Here is a 20,659-nt window from a genome sequence, read left to right as displayed (position 1 = left end):
GCATCCGCTTTAGAACGGAAGCATTCCTTGGTCGTCGGTCAAGGAATCGAAATTATCGAAAGAGGCGAATTCGGACCACACTTCCCTGAATGCTGAAGCCAATAATTTCCTGTAGAAATTCCGATCGTAAAAGGTTTTTTTATCCGACAATTGCAATTCCTCTTCGGGTATGTATCTCAATCCCTTTGTCTTGGAGGATTGGTTCACAACCAAATATCTGATCTTTTCCCCGGCTTGCACTTCTATGCCCATATCCCTCAGTTTGTGCATGGATAGGGAAGTCGCCCCGTCCACTTCGTACTCGTCCAATTCCTTGGTCGTGGATTTTTTTAACAACAGGACTTTCCAATCCACCCTGCCTTTTCTCAGCAAAAGGTCGTATTTATCATAAATAGATAATATTTCGTTTTCCGTACTCTTTAGATCCGAGATCGAGATTTTATTCCTCATCCATTCCAACATTTCCATTTGGGCCTCGCGAATGAAAACGGGGAGATCCTTTCTTCTGGCTCCTATTCCTCTGAATTTCAGGTTTCCGGACAGGAATCTTCCCATATAACGGTTCGCCACCGGCATAAGAGGATCTTGGGAGGAAGGGGGAAAGGCCAACCACGTATAGATTCCGTCCGCCTCTATCTTTATGCCTGTGCGTTTAGTGATTTCTTCGCAAAGCTCCTCCAGTTCGCCGGAGGAAAACGGAGAAGAATCCTCTTTTCGTATGAATATGCTGTCGGTGATCGCGTGTAGGAACACATAATCTTTTTCTTCCGTGACTTCTTTGGCCGCCAATAGCTTTTCTCTTGCGAACGCGTTGACGCTTTCATGACTTTCCAAGCGCCCGAATTTCGCGTTCCGATATCCGAGATACCCGAAGGAAGTGACCAGCATCCATTTCAAACTGGATTGTTTGGAATCCAATACGTTCCTTACTTCCGGATCGGATTCCTCCACTACCTTGCGTTTGTAATAAGCTCTTCTGTATAGGACGTCTTCGAGCGCTTCGGAAACGATTCCGAAACGTTTGGTGCAGATTTTGTAACCTATGCCGGGAACTACAGGAGCGTCCGGATCGGATTCGCAGCAGGGACAATTGACGCATTCCGGAGAGATATTATGGTTTACCATGATTCTCGGATACATCTGCGCAAAATCCAGTTGGGCCACGTTCTCCGCGGTTGTTCCCAAGGAGATATTCGGTTGGAATACCAGGCCTCCTTTGTCCGCTTCCAAGAGTTGTAAGGCGGTTTTAGGAGCTTCCACTGCGCTTTTTTGCCAGGGGACCAGATAGCCTCTTCGAAGAGCCACGTCCGTTTCAATGTAAGTCAACGCTTTGCCCGTGGAGGCTCGCGCCATTCTTTGGATAGGAAGCCGGGAGAGTCTGGCTAATTCCACGATTCCGGGAAGATAAGCCTCCTTGTATACGAAGCTGTTCGCGGAATCTATATGCCATCTTCCGAATAAAGGATAAGAAGGCGCTCGGAAGACTATGTTTCCGTACGTGAAGTAACTCGTTCCCTTGGTGGTGATGTGTCTCCGTATCGGAGCGGTTTTGTCCCGATCGAAGCTAGGAAGAAAGCCGACTTTTTCCGAGTAATAAAACAGTTTCGGAAAGATGGTATGGTCGCCGTACATGGAAAAGATGATGTCGGGATCCTCTTTTTGTAGGATGGAATCTATCTCCAACAAAAGATCCTTAGGCTTGTCCGTTTTCAATCTGTACGAGTTTTGATCCGTTTCCAGGATCAAAGGATTGGATTGGAAACCGATCCTATGGCTTTTTTCCAGGCGCATGTAGAGCTGTCGAAAAGAAGGGATTTTGTATTCCAGATCGGAGACGGCGGAGAGACATTTGATTTTTCGGATCTTTCTCCCTTCTTCCGTCGGAGTATAGGCTAGTTTTAATTCGCATAACGGAAAGAGCCCTTTTTGAAACATGTAGCTGGTGGGTACGTCTATATCCGAATGATAGATGTCGAATCTTCCGTAAAGTGCGTAGAGTTTCTTGGTGATTTTGGACAATACGGAAGGTTTCGAGATCGTCAGTTTGAGAACGTCCGTAAACTTGTTTTCGTAAAACAATTTCCGTTTTTCGAACTTGGGATCATCTCCTAACGCGTCCAATTCGTGGAGTCTCCTGACCAATTTTCTTAGGATCGGAACCGCTCCCTTGGCGTAGATCACGGGTCGGTAAGAGTCGAAAAATAACAACGAGTCTCCGGAATCCGTTTTTATCCAAAGATAAATCTTGTCTTCCGTATGATATACGTCGAACAGGTAGCCTTTGGAGAAGCCTAGGGACTTAAGAGGCATCTCCTTCTTTCCTTGAGGCGAGTTTGTGCAACTCGTACTTCAACGAACTGATTTCTTTTTTCAGGTCTATGATCATAGTGAGAAGCATGGAGTCGATAGGATAGGGGGCGGAAGCCATGACTCCCGCCTGCACCTGCATCTTTGCCGTTCGAATCAATTCGTCGAAGATCATTTGGTCGGGCTTACGAAGTCCTCTACGGAATTCGTTGAGGCTGGATTCCACCTGTTGCATCTGTCTGGAATAAGGGATTACCGTTCTACCCATATCGAATCTCTCCCGGGTCGTCGTTTAAGGGCGCGCTCAGGGTCTTTTGGGATGAGATCGCTCCTTTTCTGATTTTCATATAGGAATGTCCGCTTTCCACTCTGAGTTCCCATAGATCGTCGGCAGTATCCGCGAGCTTGGGAAAAAAACGCTGGAAGGTGGGGTGAGAATATCCGAGGGACTCCACGATCAGCACTGGGAATTCTTCCCGTCGCAGGACTTCCAAAACGGAATGCATTTTGTCCAGGAGAAAGCGCCCTTCTTCTTCCTGGACGTCCCCGTCGAAGAATTGTTTGCAAGGCGCTAACAGAAAATACACCGTGTCTTCCTCTTTCCGTTTCAGGATTGCTTGTAACGAATCCAAAATCTGATAGGGAGTAAAAGCTCTTTGGATCCATATACTCTGTAGAAGCTCCTCCGGTCGGATGTTGGCGCTCCTGGTTTCCGCGGTGATTACGAAGGGATTGAATCGGATGGCACAATCCAGATTGAATACTTTGAATCCCGAAATCGCGAACGTGTATTCCCAACGCAGCGCCAGGCGGTAGATTCCTTCCCGGCCCGTAAGCATTCCTATACCTTTTTGGTTCCAGCCTAAAATCGGACGATATAGTTCGTCCAATTGTCCGTGGAACATGTCTACCTGCATGTATACTATATATAAGACGGGTGAATAAAAGTAAAGTAAAAGTTCCGTCCGGCATTTTGTAAAGACCGGCGATTTTATGTCCCTCGAGTGGCGGACGGTGCAATTCGGAAAATTTCGGATAAAAGAGAACGGATCCGATGCGTCCGAAAACGGAAATGTCGTTTAGGTATTTTCCAGAGCGTAGATCAGGTACGCCCGAAAATCCTCCAAACTGAATTCCTTTTTGTTCGTAAGGTAATTGATCATGTATCCGATCGTGGAAGAGGACAGGTTTTTGACTTCGAATTCGGAGTAGTTCGGTTTTACCGCCAAGATCACTTTCTTGGCGTTTTCGTAAAAGATCAAATTCACCAAGTGTATGTTTCGTCTCTTCAGTCTATGTATCTTAGGCTGTAGCATAAGATTCCAATACAGGCGCAGATAATCCTCGTTTTCCTTAACTAACTTTATGATTTGGCCGGCCAGGAATTCGATCAACTCCCTGCGATCGTCGGGAGAGGTCAGATGTTCGGGTAGATACTTTTTTAGGATTTTATCATGCGCTTGTATGATACCTTCGAGAATGGATTCTTTGGAATCGAAGTAACGATATGCCAAGCCCAGTGACAGGCCCGACTTCTGGGCGACCTGTCTCATCGTGGTTCCGTGATATCCTTGTTCGGAAAATAACCTAAGGGAGGTCCGTAATATGAGATCCCTAGTGTCTTTGGCCATCTTCTATCGGATCGAATAGAGAACCTTGCGAGATCCGATTCTTTCCCGATTTGTTTCCATTCTATTTTTATAAGCGAAGGCCTTATCCGGCTTTAAGATAGCGAGCAGGTCGTAGAGTTCGATCTCGAATAGGAGCATCGCTTCGGCGACTTCCTCGCTTTTGTTCGCGGATTTTTTTGCGTCCACACAAACGTGTCTGGAATTGATCTTGTCCGGACCGATCTCCTCCGCGATTTTTCGGAAATTCTGCTTCGTGATCGTTCCTCCGACGGAGGTCTTTTTGCCTCTGTCCTTACAGATGGATACGATGGTCTTGGTCACTTTCATGACCTCCTCGTCGTCGGGAATGAGCCCCATGGAGGCGGAAAGGTCGGAACGCGCCGCCGTGATTTGATCCAGTTCCTCGAAAGATTTGGAATCCGCGATTTCCAAAAGATTTTTGTAGCCGGTGACCGTTTCCAGATTGATGGACTTAAACACCTTTCGGTAGGCCACGGGCGGTAGCATGCTCTTAAGAGTGGAGATGAAATTCTTGAGAGCGTAAGCCGACTCGATCATCGGAGCCGAAATCCCTTCGATCTCCTCTTTTGCAAGCATCCGAATATCCGTTCTCGCTTCCGGACCTCCGATTTTGACCGTTACCGGGACAAGGTCTTTTGCGACCAGATGTAGGACCCGGATTTCCTCCGCGTCCATATCTTCGGTTTCCGTTCCGCCTTTTAGGCCGACGATCGGGATACTTGCCGACATGGATACCAGGGTACGGCGAAGTTCGATGATTTTGCGGTCAATCTGCTCTTTCACGTTTTTAGTATCGTCGTTTTTCTGAAAAGCGTAAGGATTTTTGGTCCTTGATTGACGGGAAATCCCAATCTCCTTTCAATAGACCTATGAGCGAGCCCCAGGGCATTCCATCTAAAAAAAGTCTCCTTTCCGCGATACTCCAGGACGAATCGGTATCCTCCACATTTTCCTTTGTCGCCATCGTAGCGCTGGTTTTGGCTTTCAAATCTTCGGTACTGGACGCAAATAACATCCCGTCCGGTTCCATGATTCCGACCCTGAAGATTGGAGATTTTCTATTTGTAAATAAAATGCGTTATTCCTTCCGTATGCCGTTTACCGAAAAGGAGCTATTCCGGTACGACGACCCCAAACGAGGAGACATAGTGACGTTTATTCCTCCTGAGAGGGCAATGACGGAACCGGGGGATGCGAGGGACGGACTTTTTCCCAAAAGATACGTAAAGAGGGTGATCGGGCTCCCGGGGGATACGATCCGAATCACTCTTACGAACGTCCACCGTGACGGGCATTATTCCACATATTCCGCACTCGAATACAAGGAACAGGGCCAACTGGAATTTAAGAAATACAACTACAAAGAGATCGCTCCCGGCGAATTGCTCTATGATTTGGACAATACCCGGGCTCTAAGCGCTTTTCTTTATAAGGAAGAAAAGCCCGGATTCGAACACTATGTTCTGGAAGGAAGCGATTCCCTATACTACCACGGATCCGATTGTTACAAACCGACAGGATGCACGATTCCGGAAGGGCATTATATGATGGAAGGGGACAATCGACCCGATTCTTCCGATTCCAGGTATTGGGGTTTCGTTCCTAGGGAAGACGTGCTCGGTAAGGCCGCGATGATTTACTTTTCCGTAAATTGGAGGGATTCCGTCTGCCAATATAAGAGCGGAAAAGAACTCGCGGAAAAAGGACCCCAACAAGCGGAACAATACGAAGGATTGGAACTCAGAAACAAATGCGGAGATCCTTCCGCGAATTGGCTGTTGCGTACGATTCTGTATCGGATTCCCAGAATGGAGATCCGCTGGTCCAGGATCGGAACGATTTTACGGTAAAAATGATGCAGGGATCCGAACCGAAAAAACCGAAGGAAGCCTCTCCCTGGGAACTCGCCGGCTTGGGGATGGAGTTCTGTTTTATCATCGTCGGTTCGGTTTTTATCGGAAATTATCTGGATAGCAAGTTCGGGATTTCTCCCTTGGGAATCCTGGGCGGCTCGGCCATCGGGTTCACCTACGGGATTTATTACATTCTGTACCGGGTTTCCAAGCACGAAAAAGGCGAAAAATAAGAGGATATGCGGGAAGAAGGGCATTTAGACCCTAAAAGATACTTCCTCGGATTCGTTTTATTGCTCCTGCTTGGAGCCGGGGGATTTTGGCTCGGACCGAAGCTGAACGTTTCCGTTTGGAAGGGAGTCGCAGTCTCCTTGATTCTCTCCTTCGTTTCGTATTCGATCCGTTTTTTTTTGTTGAGCAGGAATTTCTCTAACGCCGTCTCGGCACAACTAGGAACGAACGTTCTATTTTTTTTCATTCAAATAGCCTGTTTGCTGGCATTCTTATCTAGGGGGGAGGGGGAAGGTTTCGTAATCGGTTTTTTTATTGCTCATTTCGCAAACGTATTAATATTGGTATTCGCAAGGTGAAGGAACGAGCGCCGTTCAGATGCGATTCGGCCGATCCGAGCGGAACGTTAGAACTTTCCGGGCATCTTCCCGGACCCCGGTTCCTGCAAAGGAAACGATCGCTTCTTTTTTAAAACGTATGTTGAAACGAATCTTAGCCGCTATCTTACTCTTTTCCGCCCTACCTATGTTTGCGTCCGATGGAGCAACGGAAGGGTTCGATCTGAACGAGGTTCTCGTTCACCACCTGATGGACCATTCCGAGTTTCCGCTGAATATCGGCGGTCATAAGGTGTACGAGGATCAGGAAGGTTTTCAGTCTTCCAACGACAACATATTCTTCGACCACCATCACAACAAACGGTTCCATTTTGTAGGCGGATTCGATCTGCATATCACTCGCCGTGTGACCATGATGTGGATCGTCGCCATTCTTCTTTTTGCGATCTTTATTCCCGCCGCCAGGATCATCGCGAGAAACCCTCTCAAGGTCCAAGGACGTTTTGCGAATACGGTGGAAACCTTCGTGGACTTCCTAAAAAAGGATGTCGTGGATGCGAACATGGACGGTCACGGCCACGGTTATTATCATTATATCTTTTCCCTTTTCTTCTTCATCCTTTTCTGTAATCTTTTAGGCCTCCTTCCTCCGGTCGGAGAAGTCGTGCAAGTCGGTTCGGAAATCGTTCAGCATTATGTAAATGGAGAGGACTCGGTCACCGAAACGGCGGAAGAAACAGCTAACGCGACCGCACATCACGAACCGATTTGGCTCGCGAAGGTCTGGAACGGAATCACCGTGACCGGAGACGTTTCCGTTACGATGACTTTGGCTCTTATGACCATGGCGTTGATCTATGCCGCGGGTTTCATTTATCAGGGCCCCAAATTCGTAATTCACTCCGTTCCGAACGGAGTGCCTTGGCCCCTTTATTTTCTGATGTGGCCGTTGGAATTCATCGTTTCCCCCGCGGCAAAAACCTTTGCATTGACGGTGCGTCTTTTGGCAAACATGACCGCCGGACACGTCATCATTCTCGCTTTGATGGGATTCATCTTCCAATTCAAGGCTTGGGGAATCATTCCGGTCTCCATGTTGGGAGCCGGTGTGATCTACGTTTTGGAATTGTTCGTCGCCTTTTTGCAGGCGTACGTTTTCGCGCTTTTGACCTCTCTCTTCGTGGGCTTAAGCATGCACAGGCACTAATTTATAATCATATTGTGAGTTCAAACAGGAGATAGTAGCAAAATGGAATTCGGACTAGGATACATCGGAGTAGGAATCGCAGCTGGAATCGCAATCCTTGGCGCAGGTTTGGGAATCGGAAGGATCGGAGGATCCGCAGCGGAAGGTATCAGCCGTCAACCGGAAGCCAGCGGTAAAATCCAAACCGCAATGATCATTTCCGCGGCTCTTATCGAAGGCGCGGCGCTGTTCGCACTTGTGATCGCATTCCTCGCGGCCGGAACCCTAAACGACGCAGTAAAAGCTGGCGTTGAAAAGGCAAAAACCGCAGTTTCCGCACCCGCCGAAGGTAAATAATCTTGTTTCTCTTAGCAGCTAAAGGGCTGAACGGTCTTCTCGACGTAAATCCGGGTCTAGTTGTTTGGACCCTGGTTACCTTCGGGATCGTGATTCTAGTCCTGAAGAAGTTCGCCTGGGATGTGATTCTCAAGGCCCTGGATGACCGGGCCGAGACCATTCAAAACGATATTCGCAAGGCTGCAGACATCCGCTCCGAGGCGGAGGCGCTTCTCAAAGATTACGAGACGAAGATCGCCGGGGCACGCGACCAAGCGAACGGAATCGTCGCGGAAGCTAAAACGGACGCCACGAGCGTTCGTAACAAGATGTTGGAAGACGCTTCTAAAGAAGTGAAGCAAATGAAGGACGGCGCCATTAAGGATATAGAATTGGCGAAGTCTAAGGCTTTAGCGGAACTTCAGGAGCAGATCGTAGGCATGACCGTGCAGGTAGCAGGTCTGGTGCTGGAAAAACAGCTCAAGTCGGACGATTATAAATCCTTTATCGAAAACGAGCTGGTCAAGATCAAGAAACTGAGCGCTTAAAATGAGCTATTCCGCGATCCCAAAAACATACGCCGCAGCGTTTGCCGGGGCAAGTTCCTCCTTGGAAGAGGCGGAACAGGAACTGGATTCCGTGCTCCAAATCCTGAATATAGAACCCCAGTTCGGCGATTTTTTCGAAACGCCTTCCGTCGCTAGAGAGGATAAGGAAAAAGTCCTGGCTAAAACCTTTCAGGGAAAGGTTTCGGAAATCACTTTAAATTTCCTGCAAGTATTGCTTGCGAGGGGCAGATTTTCCTTTCTGCCCGAAATCCACGAGGCATTTAAAGAGGAATTGGATCGGAAGGCGGGACGTATCCGCGCCAAAGTGAATAGTTACCCCGCTTTGGACGAATCGCAATTGGCAAAATTGCGGGACCTTCTAAAGGAAAAATTCAAGTCGGATTTCATCTTGGAAGCTAAGGAGGACCCGAGCCTTATCGGTGGTTTTGTGGTCCGTTTCCATGATCTGGCGATCGATTCATCCATGAAAAGCCAGCTTAAAAAAGTAAGGCAAGCCTTGCTGGAAAGTAAACTACCGGTCGGAGTTGTGTATGAAAATTAAAACGGACGAAATTGCGTCGGTTCTTAAACAAGAAATCCTAAATTACAAAAAAGACCTAGGCGTCGAGGAAGTCGGAACCGTTCTGGAAGTAGGGGACGGTATCGCGAGAGTCTTCGGCCTTAAAAACGTCATGGCGGGAGAACTCGTTGAATTCCAGAACGGTGTCCGCGGACAGGCCTTCAACTTGGAAGACAATTCCGTCGGCGTGATCATTTACGGAGATTATAAAAATATCCAGGAAGGATATACCGTAAAACGCACGAACAAGATTCTGGAAGTTCCCGTAGGTCCTGAATTGTTGGGTCGCGTAGTGAATCCTCTGGGTGAGGCTCTAGACGGAAAAGGTCCGATTCAGACCAAACTGACTCGCCCCGTGGAAAGTCCCGCTCCCGGGATCTCCATGAGACAGCCCGTGGAAGAACCGATGCAGACCGGAATCAAGAGTATAGACGCGATGATTCCGATCGGCCGCGGACAAAGGGAGTTGATCATCGGGGACAGGGGAACGGGGAAAACCTCCATCGCGCTCGATACCATCATCAACCAAAAAGGTTCCGGCGTAATTTGCGTATATGTCGCTATCGGCCAAAAAGCCTCTACTGTCGCAACGACGGTGGAAAAACTCAAGGCTTTCGGGGCTATGGATTATACGATCGTAGTTTCCGCTACCGCAGCGGATCCTGCTCCGATGCAGTACATCGCTCCTTATTCCGGCTGCTCTTTTGCGGAATACTTTATGTATAACGAAAAGAAGGCCACCTTGGTTGTTTATGACGACCTTTCCAAACAGGCGGTCGCATACCGGCAAATGTCTTTGTTGCTGCGTCGTCCTCCGGGTCGTGAAGCATATCCTGGAGACGTATTCTATCTTCACTCCCGTCTTCTGGAAAGAGCCGCAAAGCTGGATGAGAAATACGGCGCAGGCTCCTTGACCGCCCTTCCGATCATCGAGACTCAGGAAGGCGAAGTTTCCGCATACATTCCTACTAACGTGATTTCGATCACGGACGGACAGATTTATCTTCAGTCCAACTTATTCGCTTCGGGTGTTCGCCCTGCAGTGGATGTCGGGATTTCGGTTTCTCGGGTCGGTTCCGCCGCTCAAATCAAGGCGATGAAACAGGTTGCGGGAAAAATGAAATTGGAATTGGCTCAATTCCGCGAACTCGAAGCGTTCGCGCAGTTGGGAACGGAGTTGGATCCGATCACCCAATCCCAATTGGATCGCGGATATCGTATCGTAGAAGTGTTGAAACAACCGGTCTCGAATCCGTATCCCGTGGAAGAGCAGGTCGTGGAGATCTTCGCGGTAACCCGCGGACATATGGACAAGATTCCCGTCGCAAAAGCTCGCGAGTTCGGAATCCATTTGTTGAACACCATCCGCGGACAACATCCGGAAGTCTTAAACGCGATTCGTACGGAAAAGAAAATTTCCGACGAGGGCAAATTGGGCGAAGTCGTATCTAAAATCGCTGGCGATTTTGTCAGAAACCTGAAGTAATCGGGAGAGGGTCTTGGCTACACAAAGGGAAATAAAAAAACGGATCGTATCCGTTAAAAATACCCGGAAAATCACTCGGACGATGGAAATGGTGGCCACCGCCAAATCCAAAAAGCTGAGCGATCGGGTAAACGCTTCCCATCCCTTTTCCAATAAGATTAAGGAGATGGTGGGATCTCTTGCTTCCCTTTCCGAAGTGGTCAAGAGTCCTTACTTGCGTAAACCTCAGGCGATCCGTTCCGTTGCGCTTTTGGTGATCACGGCGAATCGGGGTCTTTGCGGCGGATACAATTCGAATACGAACCGTCTGGCAAAAAACCGGATTGGAGAATTAAGAAAAGCGGGCTCCCAAGTCCGCCTGTTCGTCGTCGGCAAAAAAGGAGTGTCTTACTTCAAATTTGCCGGAGAGAAGATCGAAAAAACCTATACGCATATCAACGACAAATCCGGATACAAGGAAGCCGAAGAATTCGCGGAGTTCTTTTTGAATCTTTTTGCAAAAGAGGAAGTCGACGCCGTGGAGATCGTTTCGACGGTGTATCATTCTTCCTCTTCACAAAAAGCGGAAGTTACGAAAATTCTTCCTTTTGAGGCATCAGGCACAGGAACGGTCGGGGACAGCGTGATCTATGAGCCAAGTCCGGAAAGCATCTTGGAATCGCTGCTTCCCTTGGTCGTTAAGACCGCTTTTTTGAAAGCGATTTTGGAAGCGAACTGCTCGGAGCAGATCGCGCAGAGGATCGCGATGAAGTCCGCCACCGACGCGGCTTCGGAAATGATCAAGGTATTGACCCGTGGATACAACCGTGTCCGCCAGGCAAAGATCACTCAGGAAATCTCGGAAATCGTCGCAGGGGCGGATTCGCTAAACTAGTTTTTATTGGAATTGGAGTTACTTGGAATGAGCAAAGGTAAAATCAAACAAATCATCGGATCGGTTCTGGACATAGAATTCGAATCCGGACATCTTCCCGAAATTTTTAACGCACTCGAAATTCAGTCCTCCGCCGGAGGAAAAAAAGAAAAGATCGTGGCCGAAGTGCAGCAGCACGTAGGTGGTGCAACGGTCCGTGCGATCGCGCTTTCCTCTACCGACGGATTGATCCGCGGACAGGAAGTGATCGATACCGGCGCTCCGATTTCGGTTCCGGTAGGGGACGTGACCCTGGGAAGGATTTTTAACGTTCTCGGCGACGCGATCGACGAGGGCACTCCGGTTCAGGTAAAGGAAAGAAAACCGATCCACCGTTCCGCTCCCGGATACGAGGATCTTTCTTCCCGCACGGAAGTTTTCGAAACCGGGATCAAAGTGATCGACCTTCTCGCTCCTTATATCAAGGGGGGAAAGACCGGACTCTTCGGAGGAGCCGGGGTCGGAAAAACGGTTTTGATCCAAGAATTGATCAATAACATCGCGAAACAGCACGGAGGATTTTCCGTGTTTGCCGGAGTCGGCGAAAGAACTCGTGAAGGGAACGACCTCTGGCGCGAGATGAAGGAATCCGGCGTGATCGATAAGACCGTTCTTTGCTACGGTCAGATGAACGAGCCTCCTGGCGCTCGTCTTCGCGTCGCTTTGTCGGCTCTTACCATGGCCGAGCATTTCAGGGATTCCATCGGAACGGACGTACTCCTCTTCGTGGATAATATTTTCCGCTTCTCCCAAGCCGGTTCCGAAGTTTCGGCTCTTTTGGGACGTATGCCTTCCGCAGTGGGATACCAACCGACCCTATCCACCGAAATGGGCGCTCTCCAGGAAAGGATCACTTCTACCCGTAAGGGATCCATCACTTCCGTCCAGGCGATCTACGTTCCTGCGGACGACTTGACCGACCCGGCTCCTGCAACCGCATTCGCTCACTTGGACGCGACCACGGTTCTTTCTCGCGCAATCTCGGATAAGGGAATTTATCCCGCAGTGGATCCGCTCGATTCCACTTCCCGCGTCATGAATGCGGAAGTTCTGGGCCAAGAGCATTACAGTGTCGCTCGGGAAGTGCAAAGGATTCTACAACGTTACAAGGATCTCCAGGACATCATTGCGATCCTCGGAATGGACGAACTTTCGGAGGACGATAAGGTTCTCGTGGCTCGGGCCAGAAAAATCGAGAAATTCCTGTCTCAACCTTTCCACGTTGCGGAAGTATTTACCGGATTCCCTGGTAAATATGTCAAATTGGCAGATACGGTTCGTTCTTTCAAAGAAGTCATCAGCGGAAATTACGACCATCTTCCGGAACAGGCCTTCTACATGGTCGGAACGATCGAAGACGCGATCGAGAAGTCCAAGAACCTGAGGGCATAATGGCTGGCTCCAAATTGACGGTTTCCGTAATTTCTCCGGAAAAACTACTCTATAGCGGGGACGCAGACAGTTTGGTCGTCCCCGGAAACGAGGGTTTTTTCGGGGTTTTGCCGGGACATACCTCTTTGGTTTCCCTTCTCGGTGTCGGAATCTTGGAAATCCGACAAGGAAATAAGACTAAGATCGTAGTGATCGAGGGCGGGTTCTTCGAAATACGGGACAACAAGGTTACGATTTTAACGGACCACGGTGCTCTAAAGGAAGAGATCGACCTAGACTCGGCCAAGAAGGCGTTGGAAGACGCGGAATCTCTTCCCCTATCACCGGAGAAAAATCTCCTCCTACAAAAGGCAAAAACCCGAATTTTAGCGGCTTCCCGCTAACTTTTGGGGCCCTCTCATTCCGAAAATTAAGATAGAAATCTTCCTCCTCGATAGGGGAGGAAGAAAACGGAGTTCCACGCGGGAGCTTCGTCTTCGATAGATGAAGAGTACGTTTTCGGATTGTTTTTCCCTGGAAATTCGGGGATCTTCCGGTATAAGAGAAGATAGTTTGTAGGAAGCATGGCGGACGAATTTAGGATGAGCGAAGGGGAAGATCTTCCGAAGGGAAACGGCGAGGAATTTGATCCGAATGAAATGAGTTTGGATGACATCGATTCTCTCCTCTCCACCGATGATCCTTCCGCCTTCGATTTTGATTCCATTCCGGTAACCGATTCTTCCGAGGACGACGGTTTCGAGAGGAAATCCGACTCGCTCGGAGGAGACGATCATGACTCCTTCGGAGATCTGGAGTCTAACGGAGATTTTACCACCGACGACCTAAGCATCAATCTGAACGAGTTGGACGAGGAAGTCCACTTGGACGAGGATTTCGATTTCGAACTAACCGATCCTCTCATAGACGCGGAAATAGACAGACTCTTGGACATAGACGAGGAAGAGGAAATCGGGTCCGTTCCGACACCGACCGCGGCGAGTCCGTCTTGGAAAAGTTCTTCTTCTCCGGAGGAAACTCCGTCCGAGGAGTCGACCGAAGCGTTCTCCGATCTGGGTTCCTTGGATTTGGGGGATTTTTCCCAGCCAGGAGAGGTTCCCGCTTCCGCCTTTCACTCCGAAGAGGAGCCGTTCGACTCGGAAGAGCACGAGACGGGATTCTCAGATCTGGACTTCGAAGACGAATCCCAGATTTCCCTTTCCGATGATGAATTACAAAATATTGATATAAGTTCCAATCTCGCCGACTTCGATATGAGCGAAGAGGAAGCGGGATCGCCGCAGACGGGAGAAAGCGTCGCAGCGGACGATTTCCTGTCCGACGACGAAGGACCGATCTCACTCTCCGACAACGAATTGAACCATCTATTGGAGGAGGAGTCCGCGCCTTCTTCTTCCGATCTTTCTCTCGACGAACTCGAACACTTGTTGACCGACGAGGAAAAAACTTCCGAATTCGATTTCGGATCCGACGATTTCAAAGTCGAGGAGGAACCCGCAACGGAAGCGTCCGCGGATTTCCTATCTTCGGACGACTCCGAGGAACCGATTGCACTTTCCGACGACGAGCTCGGAAATCTATTATCCTCAGGTGAGGACGAGGGACCGGAGGCAATGTCTCTGGAAGATCTCGAAATTTCGGACGAGCTAAAACCGGAAGAACTTTCGGATTTCTCCTTCGATCCGGACGCCATCGACTTGCAGGAAAAGTCGGAGCCGGCTCCCGTCGATTTCGATTTCGGAGCCGACCTGGACGAACCGGTTCTAAGCCACGATCCGAATTCGCATGAAGAACCGATCTCTCTTCCCATAAGTGAATTCGCCGATCTTGACTCCGGAGATTTAGAAGAGAACGATCCCTTCGCCCCAAGGACGCTGGAAGAGGAAGAAGAAACGATTCCACCCGCATCCGATTTCCTATCTTCGGACGACTCCGAGGAACCGATCGCACTTTCCGACGACGAACTCGGAGACCTTCTTTCCTCCGGTGGGGAAGAGGCCGAGGTAGCGACGCCGAAAGAGGAATTTCTTTCCGATGCCGACGCAGAAGAACCGATCGCTCTTTCCGACGAGGAATTAGGAGACCTTCTCTCTTCTGGAGAGGAGGAAACTTCCGAAATTAAAACGCCTGAAACGGGATTCGACGATCTTGCCTTTTCCGACTTGGGCCCGTTGGAAGGAGAGGAATCTTCTCCCTCCAAATCGGAACTTTTTTCGGAGGAAGAGCCCGAGGAGCCGATCGCACTTTCCGACGACGAACTCGGAGACCTCCTCTCTTCGGGTGGAGAAGGAGAAGAATCTTCCGTTTCCGGAGAGTCCGATTTCTTTACCGATGCGGAGGAGCCCATCGCCTTGTCCGAAGACGAGCTGGGAAATCTTCTTTCGGAGGGCGAGGAGGAATCCTCTACGGATCGGGATTTTTCTCCCGAGGGAGAAGACGCTCCGATTTCGATACCCGTCGACGAACTGGAAGAGTTGGGGGAACCTCTCCCGGAAGTCCAGTCGGATTACGAAGTGGACTGGGACGGTCCGGTCGCGGATTTAAGCGACTTGTCTTCGGAGGGACACGCGGCGCCTTCCGATTGGGATTTGGGCGAAGAAGCGGAGGAGCCGATCACTCTTTCCGACGACGAATTAGGAAATCTATTAGCGGAAGAGGAGCGGGAACCTGCCGGACTCGGTGAGACCGGTGTTTCCGACCTGGAGGAATTGTTATCCGAACCTCCGCCTGCGTCCGATCTGGATGCTTTGGGAGGTTCCGGAGAAGAGGAACTGATTCCGGATTTTCCTTTCCCTGAGGAATCCGTTTCCTCTTCGGAATTGAGCGAGCTCGTTCCTACGATAGAATCCTTGCCGCCGGATCCCGACTTACTCATCGTTTTGGACGAGTTTGCGGACGAAGACGAACTTTCTCCTATCGAAGAAATCCGCCAAACCGCGGAACCTGCAGCCGCAGCTTCGGCTTCCGCTCTTACGGAAGAGGGCGAGGTTCAGCCTACGCAGGAAGAAATGAAAAGAATCCTGCTTTATCTGGACGAATTGCTCGGAAATCTTCCCGACGATATGATCCGGGAATTTTCCAGATCGGACTATTTCGAACTTTATAAGAAATTAATGAAACAGATCGGCGTTTGACGACTATGGGTCTTCTGGACAAAGTCAGTCGAATAATCCGTTCCGAATCGACTTCTTCTCCGGAAGCGCAGACGTCAAATTCCGTTTCCTCCTCGGGAGAGGTCGCGGAAAAACCGTCTCTTCTGAAAAAATCCATGGCGGCGAGAGCCAGGGGATTGCTTGCTAAGGCCAAGGAATTTGCCGGAAAGAAGGAAAAGGAAAAAGAGGAGTATCGTTCCGCCTTCGGAGATCCGGCGGAGTTCGAACCTTCTCCCGCTTCCGCTCCGCAAGAAGAGGAATTTCCTTTCGATTCACAATCCGCTTCCGCCGATTTCGGACATTCCACCGAAGAGCCGGAGTCCGCTGAACCGATCGAATCGAGCGAACCGGATTTCGGAGAAATCGATTTTCCGGAATCCGCTTTTGAAAATTTAGAGGAAGCTTCGGAAGAGGTTCGGGAATCTCCTTTGGAGGATCTTCCTTCTTTCGAAGAGGAAGAACTCCGGACACCGGAACCGATCTCGGAAGAACCGGAACCGGCAGCCGAAACCCTTCCTCCTGCGGAGGAAATCTCCGACCCATTTTCCGACTGGCTCCAAGATGCCGAAAGCCAAGCTTCTAAAGAAGCGAATCGGAAGAATAGTTTGAGGCAGTCGGAAACGGAAAAAGCGGATTTCCTATTCGACGACGATTCGGATCATTCCACCTCTCCGATGGAAGTGCAGATCGCTTCGCGTAAGAAGTTGGAGAACTATCTGGCTCTATTCGAAATTTCTAAAGAAATCTCCGGCTCCCGAGATTTCGCCGATTTTTTCGAAAACTTATCCTATTCGATCTTGGGACAGGTCGGGGCGGAGGCGGTGTATATTTTCTCTTCGACAAACGGCGATTTCGACGCTCTGCGGGTTATGGAAGCCCAAGGAGGAGATGCCGATCCGAATTGGGTGTTGGAATCCGGAGACGAGATATACCAAGCCGTTAAAAAGGCTCCTTCCGTAATTTACGCAAAAATGATGCTTAAGATGGGAGTTCCGAAGAAAGAGAAAGAGATTCTGGAAAAGACCTCTTCCGAAATTCTCGTCCCGATTCGTCATAACGAAGAATTCTACGGAATCATATCGCTTACCAAAACCATTTCGGGAGAGGATTACACCATCGAGGATTTGGAGTTCCTGAAGATGGTGGGGGAGATCTCCGGATCCGTTTTCCGGAGGATTATGGACTCGGAAACGATCCATCAGGAAAACGATCATTTAAAGGAAATCTTAAAGAGCAACGAAAGGATATTATCCACCGCGAGAGACCTTACCAGCGTCAGGGATTTGGACGAGATTTACGACAAACTCATCGATATATTAAAGAAGGAATTGGGTTTGCGTCGCTGGAGTTTTCTTTTGTTGGATCGAGCGAATCGAAAAGAATATAAGGTTTTCGGAACCAATCTTCTTACTCCGGAAACCGTCGGAAAATTCAGGTTGGCTTTGGATTCCAATTTGGTCGGGATCGTCGCGAACGTTTCCGGAGTATTCCGGATCGCGAATTTCAGAAAGAACCCGGAGTTGTCGGCGCAGTTAAGCAACGACGAATTGGGTTTGATGCGCGAATTCGACATTCTTCCGTTTTTAAACCTGAATTGGCTTGTGGGTATGTTGGTCGTACACGAGACGGAATTCCCGTGGACTGACCGCGATCGGGAAACCGCAGTCGGAATCGCGGAGACGACCGCGCCGATACTTTCCAATCTTCTAATGTTAGAGGAAAGAGACGCAGTTTTCAGGGATCCGTTCAGTCCCGTAGAATCGAAGATCACCGAAGCCATTGCAAGGGCATCCAGAATCGGAGCGCCTTTTAGCTTAACGATTTTTAAGGTTCAAAATCCTACCCGCGTGGTCAAAATGAAAGGCGCCGGTTATTTCGCTTATTATTGCGAAGAACTGCGGAACGCGATCCAGGATAATTTAGGGGAGAGCGATTATTGTTATCGCGTCGGGCAGGGGAAATACGTCGTCGTCCTGGACGGGAAAGACAGGGAAGAAACCCAGATCGTAGTCCGCAAGATCAGAAATAAGATCGTCGAACTGGATCGGCAGAGCAAGGATTTTCAAACTTCGACCGCGAACCAGACTTTATGCTATCCTGCGGATACGAAAGAGAAAGAAAGATTGCTCGAACTGATAGAAGAATCCTAAATTCTACATGCTTTTCCATTCCCTAGGATTTTTGGTCTTCTTCGGGGTCGTGTTTTGCACGTACGTTTACCTAGGAACCAAAGGGCAAAACGTTCTGTTAATGGTCGCCGGGCTGGTCTTCTACGGCTCTTGGGGATGGGAACCCACTTGTATATTGGTCTTTTCCGTCCTGGGGAATTTTTTCGGCGGCCTTTGGTTGGCACGCTCGCAGGAATCCTCCAAAAATCGGATCGCAGGAGTTCTGATCGCGCTGAACCTATGTCTATTAGGAATTTTTAAATATAGTTCCTTCGGCGTCCAGATTTGGAACGATCTGATCGGAATCTTCGACGGGAATAAGATCGAAATTCCGAAACTGCTGCTTCCTTTAGGAATTTCCTTTTACACTTTTCATAATATCAGTTACATAGTCGAGATCCGGACCGGAAGAATATCCGCGACCGACGATATCGTTCAGTTTTCCGTTTATGATCTTTTTTTTCCTCTTTTACTTATAGGACCGATCGAAAGGCCGAATTCGCTTTTACCTCAGATCGCGAACCGGAGAGATCCCGATTTCGAGAACGTTTGGGGAGGATTTTGGTTATTCGCGTGGGGGATTTTTAAGAAGACCTTCGTCGGAGACAATCTGGTATTTTTCGTGGAAAAAGTACTGCAGCCGGGAGTTCAATGGCCGGAAGGAATCGTTTGGTGGTTGGCTTTTACGATGAGTCTTCAATTGTACGCGGATTTTTCCGGTTACACGGATGCCGCCCGGGGTTTGGCCCGCATGCTCGGTTTTCAACTGACGAATAATTTCAATTTTCCTTATTTAGCTTCCAACCCCGTGGAGTTCTGGAAGCGCTGGCATATTTCCCTTTCCAGTTGGCTTCGGGATTACATATACATTCCTTTGGGCGGAAACCGTCACGGGTTCCTACGCCAGATACTGAATATAATCTTCGTCTGGCTTTTAGGCGGGCTTTGGCACGGAGCGGCTTACGGTTATTTGGTTTGGGGCTTATTTTGCGGTCTACATATAGTAGTCTACGATGTAGGTTCCAAGGTCGTATCCGGATACGATTGGAATCTTCCCGGTTGGATCCGAAACTGCATCCGGGTAGGAGGGACGGTTTTGACTTGGGGGATTTTTTCTTTCGGCCTGATCCTTTTTCACGTAGGTAGCGAGAAGGACCTAAGCCCGTATTTTCGCAACGCGATTTCGGGATTTTATTGGTCTCCGATTTTAGCGGCCAAGATCCTTTTTTTCGGAATTCCCGTCCTGTTAATGGACGTATTGCAAATAAGGGCCGGCGGGAGTGACGCGTTTTTTTCCCGTTGGGCCAGACCCGAATATTTCGTAAAAATCTCCGGTCTGGCGTTTTGCTACGCTCTTCTGTTCATGGCAGGAGGAGTGTTTGAGAAAAAAGTCTTCTTTTATTTTCAATTCTAAAATGAGAATATTCATAAAAAAAAAAGTTCTTTCTTGGGGAATGATTTTCCTATTCCTTTTGATCGCCGGGAGCGGTTTCCTTTTCGAAACGCTGCTTCCGTATCAGGAAAAGAACGCGTACCTGTACGACTATTTCGGAAGAAGATTCGAGAGGGTCCTGAAAGAAGAAAAAATAAAGGACGCTTCGAACCTCTGGCTGTTTTTAGGGGATAGTCAATTGATAAGCGGTCTTCGACCTGCGGATCTGGAAAAGATATCAGGTAAAAAAATCCTATTTTTACCCAGACCTTCGGAACAACCGGAAGGAATGTTAACGGAGTTGGAGGAGCTTTTGAAAGTTCGCATCCGGCCGGAAAAGGTTTTTTTGGACGCATCTTACTTTAATACGGCCGACGTGGACGTCGTTCCCGTGCACAGATCCTTGGTACTGAATTTCGATCCTTTTCGGTGGGACTTTTATTCGGATCCGATAAAGCGCAAATTTTATTTTAGAAGTCTCGGTGACGGAGTCTTCTTTGCGCTTTCCAGAATATTTCCTCTACTAAAGTTGAATTCCAACCTCTCCGCGGAATTAAGGCCGATCGCTAGGACGGAACAGTTTTCGGAAATCGATCCCAGGTTGGCGGATATGTTGGCCATGGATCCGATCGGAAGGTGGAAATCCAATCGGATTCGAAACGAAGGTTTGCGGAAAGAGTTGGATCGGAACGAAGGCTTTATGGAATGGAATCGCGACGAACCGTATACGGGAGAGTGCGTCCCGAACCGAAATCCGAAGCCTCTACCGCAAGTCGGATGGGAACGAAGTTATTCCAAGGTTCGGAGTTCTTCTTTGGATGCCTGGAAAAAGATCTTCGATACGTTGGAGAAGGAACAGATTCCGTACCGCATATTGGTGATTCCTTCCCGTCCCGATTTTGTCGCTGTGTTGGGAAAACACACGGCGCTGGCCGGATTTCTCGATCTATTAAAGACAAGAGGGATAACGGTTCTCCGACCGGAAGAGGAATTTCCTTCTTCGGACTTCGGCGACTATACCCACTTGAACGCCTGCGGAAATCTGAAACTAACCCGCTGGTTCGCTAAAACTCGACTTTAGATCC

The 20,659-nt window shown here is 49.0% G+C and carries 20 protein-coding genes; 15 read left to right on the top strand and 5 right to left on the bottom strand.

Going from position 1 to position 20,659, the window contains the following annotated elements:
• Positions 1-9 precede the first annotated feature (9 nt).
• From EHO61_RS09520 to EHO61_RS09500, 5 genes are all read right to left on the bottom strand, one after another.
• Positions 10-2,310, bottom strand: coding sequence for a DNA polymerase domain-containing protein (locus EHO61_RS09520; protein ID WP_135813372.1), 2,301 nt, complete (start codon positions 2,308-2,310; stop codon positions 10-12).
• Entirely contained in the window at positions 2,300-2,575 is a 276-nt protein-coding gene (locus EHO61_RS09515) for a DUF8156 family protein (RefSeq protein WP_135768090.1), read from the bottom strand. Before EHO61_RS09515 ends, EHO61_RS09520 begins: the two co-directional genes overlap by 11 nt.
• Positions 2,568-3,224 (bottom strand): hypothetical protein, encoded by a 657-nt coding sequence (locus EHO61_RS09510; protein WP_135813371.1) that lies wholly within the window; start codon positions 3,222-3,224, stop codon positions 2,568-2,570. The genes EHO61_RS09515 and EHO61_RS09510 overlap by 8 nt, the downstream gene beginning before the upstream one ends.
• Before the next feature lie 162 nt (positions 3,225-3,386).
• Positions 3,387-3,938, bottom strand: coding sequence for a TetR/AcrR family transcriptional regulator (locus tag EHO61_RS09505; RefSeq protein WP_135768092.1), 552 nt, complete (start codon positions 3,936-3,938; stop codon positions 3,387-3,389).
• A gap of 3 nt (positions 3,939-3,941) precedes the next feature.
• Positions 3,942-4,742, bottom strand: a complete 801-nt coding sequence (locus EHO61_RS09500; RefSeq protein WP_135813370.1) for an aldolase/citrate lyase family protein — start codon at positions 4,740-4,742, stop codon at positions 3,942-3,944.
• An 86-nt stretch (positions 4,743-4,828) separates the two neighbouring features.
• Here EHO61_RS09500 and lepB point away from each other — a divergent pair, with 86 nt between their 5' ends.
• The 15 genes from lepB to EHO61_RS09425 all read left to right on the top strand — a co-directional run bounded on the left by lepB (position 4,829) and on the right by EHO61_RS09425 (position 20,655).
• Positions 4,829-5,809 carry a signal peptidase I gene (gene lepB, locus EHO61_RS09495; RefSeq protein ID WP_135813478.1) on the top strand — a complete coding sequence of 327 codons (981 nt, stop codon included), beginning with the start codon at positions 4,829-4,831 and terminating at the stop codon, positions 5,807-5,809.
• A gap of 2 nt (positions 5,810-5,811) precedes the next feature.
• Entirely contained in the window at positions 5,812-6,045 is a 234-nt protein-coding gene (locus EHO61_RS09490) for an AtpZ/AtpI family protein (RefSeq protein ID WP_167880203.1), read from the top strand.
• A 6-nt stretch (positions 6,046-6,051) separates the two neighbouring features.
• Complete coding sequence (locus tag EHO61_RS09485; protein ID WP_135813369.1) at positions 6,052-6,402, top strand: hypothetical protein; 351 nt, start codon at positions 6,052-6,054, stop codon at positions 6,400-6,402.
• Positions 6,403-6,520: 118 nt separating this feature from the next.
• Positions 6,521-7,588 carry a F0F1 ATP synthase subunit A gene (gene atpB / locus EHO61_RS09480; RefSeq protein ID WP_135813477.1) on the top strand — a complete coding sequence of 356 codons (1,068 nt, stop codon included), beginning with the start codon at positions 6,521-6,523 and terminating at the stop codon, positions 7,586-7,588.
• A gap of 42 nt (positions 7,589-7,630) precedes the next feature.
• Entirely contained in the window at positions 7,631-7,924 is a 294-nt protein-coding gene (gene atpE / locus EHO61_RS09475; RefSeq protein ID WP_135768097.1) for an ATP synthase F0 subunit C, read from the top strand.
• A gap of 2 nt (positions 7,925-7,926) precedes the next feature.
• Positions 7,927-8,451: a F0F1 ATP synthase subunit B gene (locus EHO61_RS09470; protein WP_135813368.1), complete on the top strand. Its 525-nt coding sequence runs from the start codon at positions 7,927-7,929 to the stop codon at positions 8,449-8,451.
• 1 nt (position 8,452) lies between these two features.
• Positions 8,453-9,013, top strand: a complete 561-nt coding sequence (gene atpH, locus EHO61_RS09465; RefSeq protein WP_135813367.1) for an ATP synthase F1 subunit delta — start codon at positions 8,453-8,455, stop codon at positions 9,011-9,013.
• Entirely contained in the window at positions 9,003-10,517 is a 1,515-nt protein-coding gene (atpA, locus tag EHO61_RS09460; RefSeq protein WP_135813366.1) for a F0F1 ATP synthase subunit alpha, read from the top strand. The genes atpH and atpA overlap by 11 nt, the downstream gene beginning before the upstream one ends.
• 13 nt (positions 10,518-10,530) lie before the next feature.
• Complete coding sequence (gene atpG, locus EHO61_RS09455; RefSeq protein ID WP_135813365.1) at positions 10,531-11,391, top strand: ATP synthase F1 subunit gamma; 861 nt, start codon at positions 10,531-10,533, stop codon at positions 11,389-11,391.
• A gap of 27 nt (positions 11,392-11,418) precedes the next feature.
• Positions 11,419-12,822 carry a F0F1 ATP synthase subunit beta gene (gene atpD, locus EHO61_RS09450; RefSeq protein ID WP_135813364.1) on the top strand — a complete coding sequence of 468 codons (1,404 nt, stop codon included), beginning with the start codon at positions 11,419-11,421 and terminating at the stop codon, positions 12,820-12,822.
• Positions 12,822-13,205, top strand: a complete 384-nt coding sequence (gene atpC, locus EHO61_RS09445; RefSeq protein ID WP_135813363.1) for an ATP synthase F1 subunit epsilon — start codon at positions 12,822-12,824, stop codon at positions 13,203-13,205. The genes atpD and atpC overlap by 1 nt, the downstream gene beginning before the upstream one ends.
• Positions 13,206-13,385: 180 nt before the next feature.
• Positions 13,386-15,956 carry a midas domain-containing protein gene (locus EHO61_RS09440; protein WP_135813362.1) on the top strand — a complete coding sequence of 857 codons (2,571 nt, stop codon included), beginning with the start codon at positions 13,386-13,388 and terminating at the stop codon, positions 15,954-15,956.
• 5 nt (positions 15,957-15,961) lie between these two features.
• Positions 15,962-18,124 carry a GAF domain-containing protein gene (locus tag EHO61_RS09435; protein WP_135813361.1) on the top strand — a complete coding sequence of 721 codons (2,163 nt, stop codon included), beginning with the start codon at positions 15,962-15,964 and terminating at the stop codon, positions 18,122-18,124.
• 7 nt (positions 18,125-18,131) lie between these two features.
• Positions 18,132-19,556 carry an MBOAT family O-acyltransferase gene (locus EHO61_RS09430; protein WP_135813360.1) on the top strand — a complete coding sequence of 475 codons (1,425 nt, stop codon included), beginning with the start codon at positions 18,132-18,134 and terminating at the stop codon, positions 19,554-19,556.
• Position 19,557: 1 nt separating this feature from the next.
• Positions 19,558-20,655 (top strand): hypothetical protein, encoded by a 1,098-nt coding sequence (locus tag EHO61_RS09425; RefSeq protein ID WP_135813476.1) that lies wholly within the window; start codon positions 19,558-19,560, stop codon positions 20,653-20,655.
• The last annotated feature ends 4 nt before the right edge of the window (positions 20,656-20,659 follow it).

The organism is Leptospira fluminis (assembly GCF_004771275.1).
Taxonomy (GTDB): Bacteria; Spirochaetota; Leptospiria; order Leptospirales; family Leptospiraceae; genus Leptospira_B; species Leptospira_B fluminis.
The sequence above is the reverse complement of the archived record's forward strand: the minus strand, read 5'-3'. Positions and strand labels throughout refer to the sequence as shown.

What these genes read in the sequence shown, in the direction of transcription:
- atpA (WP_135813366.1), top strand. Translation starts at nt 9,003, where the DNA reads ATGAAAATTAAAACGGACGAAATTGCGTCGGTTCTTAAACAAGAAATC.
- atpC (WP_135813363.1), top strand. Translation starts at nt 12,822, where the DNA reads ATGGCTGGCTCCAAATTGACGGTTTCCGTAATTTCTCCGGAAAAACTA.
- atpD (WP_135813364.1), top strand. Translation starts at nt 11,419, where the DNA reads ATGAGCAAAGGTAAAATCAAACAAATCATCGGATCGGTTCTGGACATA.
- EHO61_RS09505 (WP_135768092.1), bottom strand. Translation starts at nt 3,938, where the DNA reads ATGGCCAAAGACACTAGGGATCTCATATTACGGACCTCCCTTAGGTTA.
- lepB (WP_135813478.1), top strand. Translation starts at nt 4,829, where the DNA reads ATGAGCGAGCCCCAGGGCATTCCATCTAAAAAAAGTCTCCTTTCCGCG.
- EHO61_RS09435 (WP_135813361.1), top strand. Translation starts at nt 15,962, where the DNA reads ATGGGTCTTCTGGACAAAGTCAGTCGAATAATCCGTTCCGAATCGACT.
- atpH (WP_135813367.1), top strand. Translation starts at nt 8,453, where the DNA reads ATGAGCTATTCCGCGATCCCAAAAACATACGCCGCAGCGTTTGCCGGG.
- EHO61_RS09515 (WP_135768090.1), bottom strand. Translation starts at nt 2,575, where the DNA reads ATGGGTAGAACGGTAATCCCTTATTCCAGACAGATGCAACAGGTGGAA.
- EHO61_RS09490 (WP_167880203.1), top strand. Translation starts at nt 5,812, where the DNA reads ATGATGCAGGGATCCGAACCGAAAAAACCGAAGGAAGCCTCTCCCTGG.
- EHO61_RS09440 (WP_135813362.1), top strand. Translation starts at nt 13,386, where the DNA reads ATGGCGGACGAATTTAGGATGAGCGAAGGGGAAGATCTTCCGAAGGGA.
- EHO61_RS09485 (WP_135813369.1), top strand. Translation starts at nt 6,052, where the DNA reads ATGCGGGAAGAAGGGCATTTAGACCCTAAAAGATACTTCCTCGGATTC.
- EHO61_RS09520 (WP_135813372.1), bottom strand. Translation starts at nt 2,310, where the DNA reads ATGCCTCTTAAGTCCCTAGGCTTCTCCAAAGGCTACCTGTTCGACGTA.
- atpB (WP_135813477.1), top strand. Translation starts at nt 6,521, where the DNA reads ATGTTGAAACGAATCTTAGCCGCTATCTTACTCTTTTCCGCCCTACCT.
- EHO61_RS09510 (WP_135813371.1), bottom strand. Translation starts at nt 3,224, where the DNA reads ATGCAGGTAGACATGTTCCACGGACAATTGGACGAACTATATCGTCCG.
- EHO61_RS09425 (WP_135813476.1), top strand. Translation starts at nt 19,558, where the DNA reads ATGAGAATATTCATAAAAAAAAAAGTTCTTTCTTGGGGAATGATTTTC.
- atpE (WP_135768097.1), top strand. Translation starts at nt 7,631, where the DNA reads ATGGAATTCGGACTAGGATACATCGGAGTAGGAATCGCAGCTGGAATC.
- EHO61_RS09430 (WP_135813360.1), top strand. Translation starts at nt 18,132, where the DNA reads ATGCTTTTCCATTCCCTAGGATTTTTGGTCTTCTTCGGGGTCGTGTTT.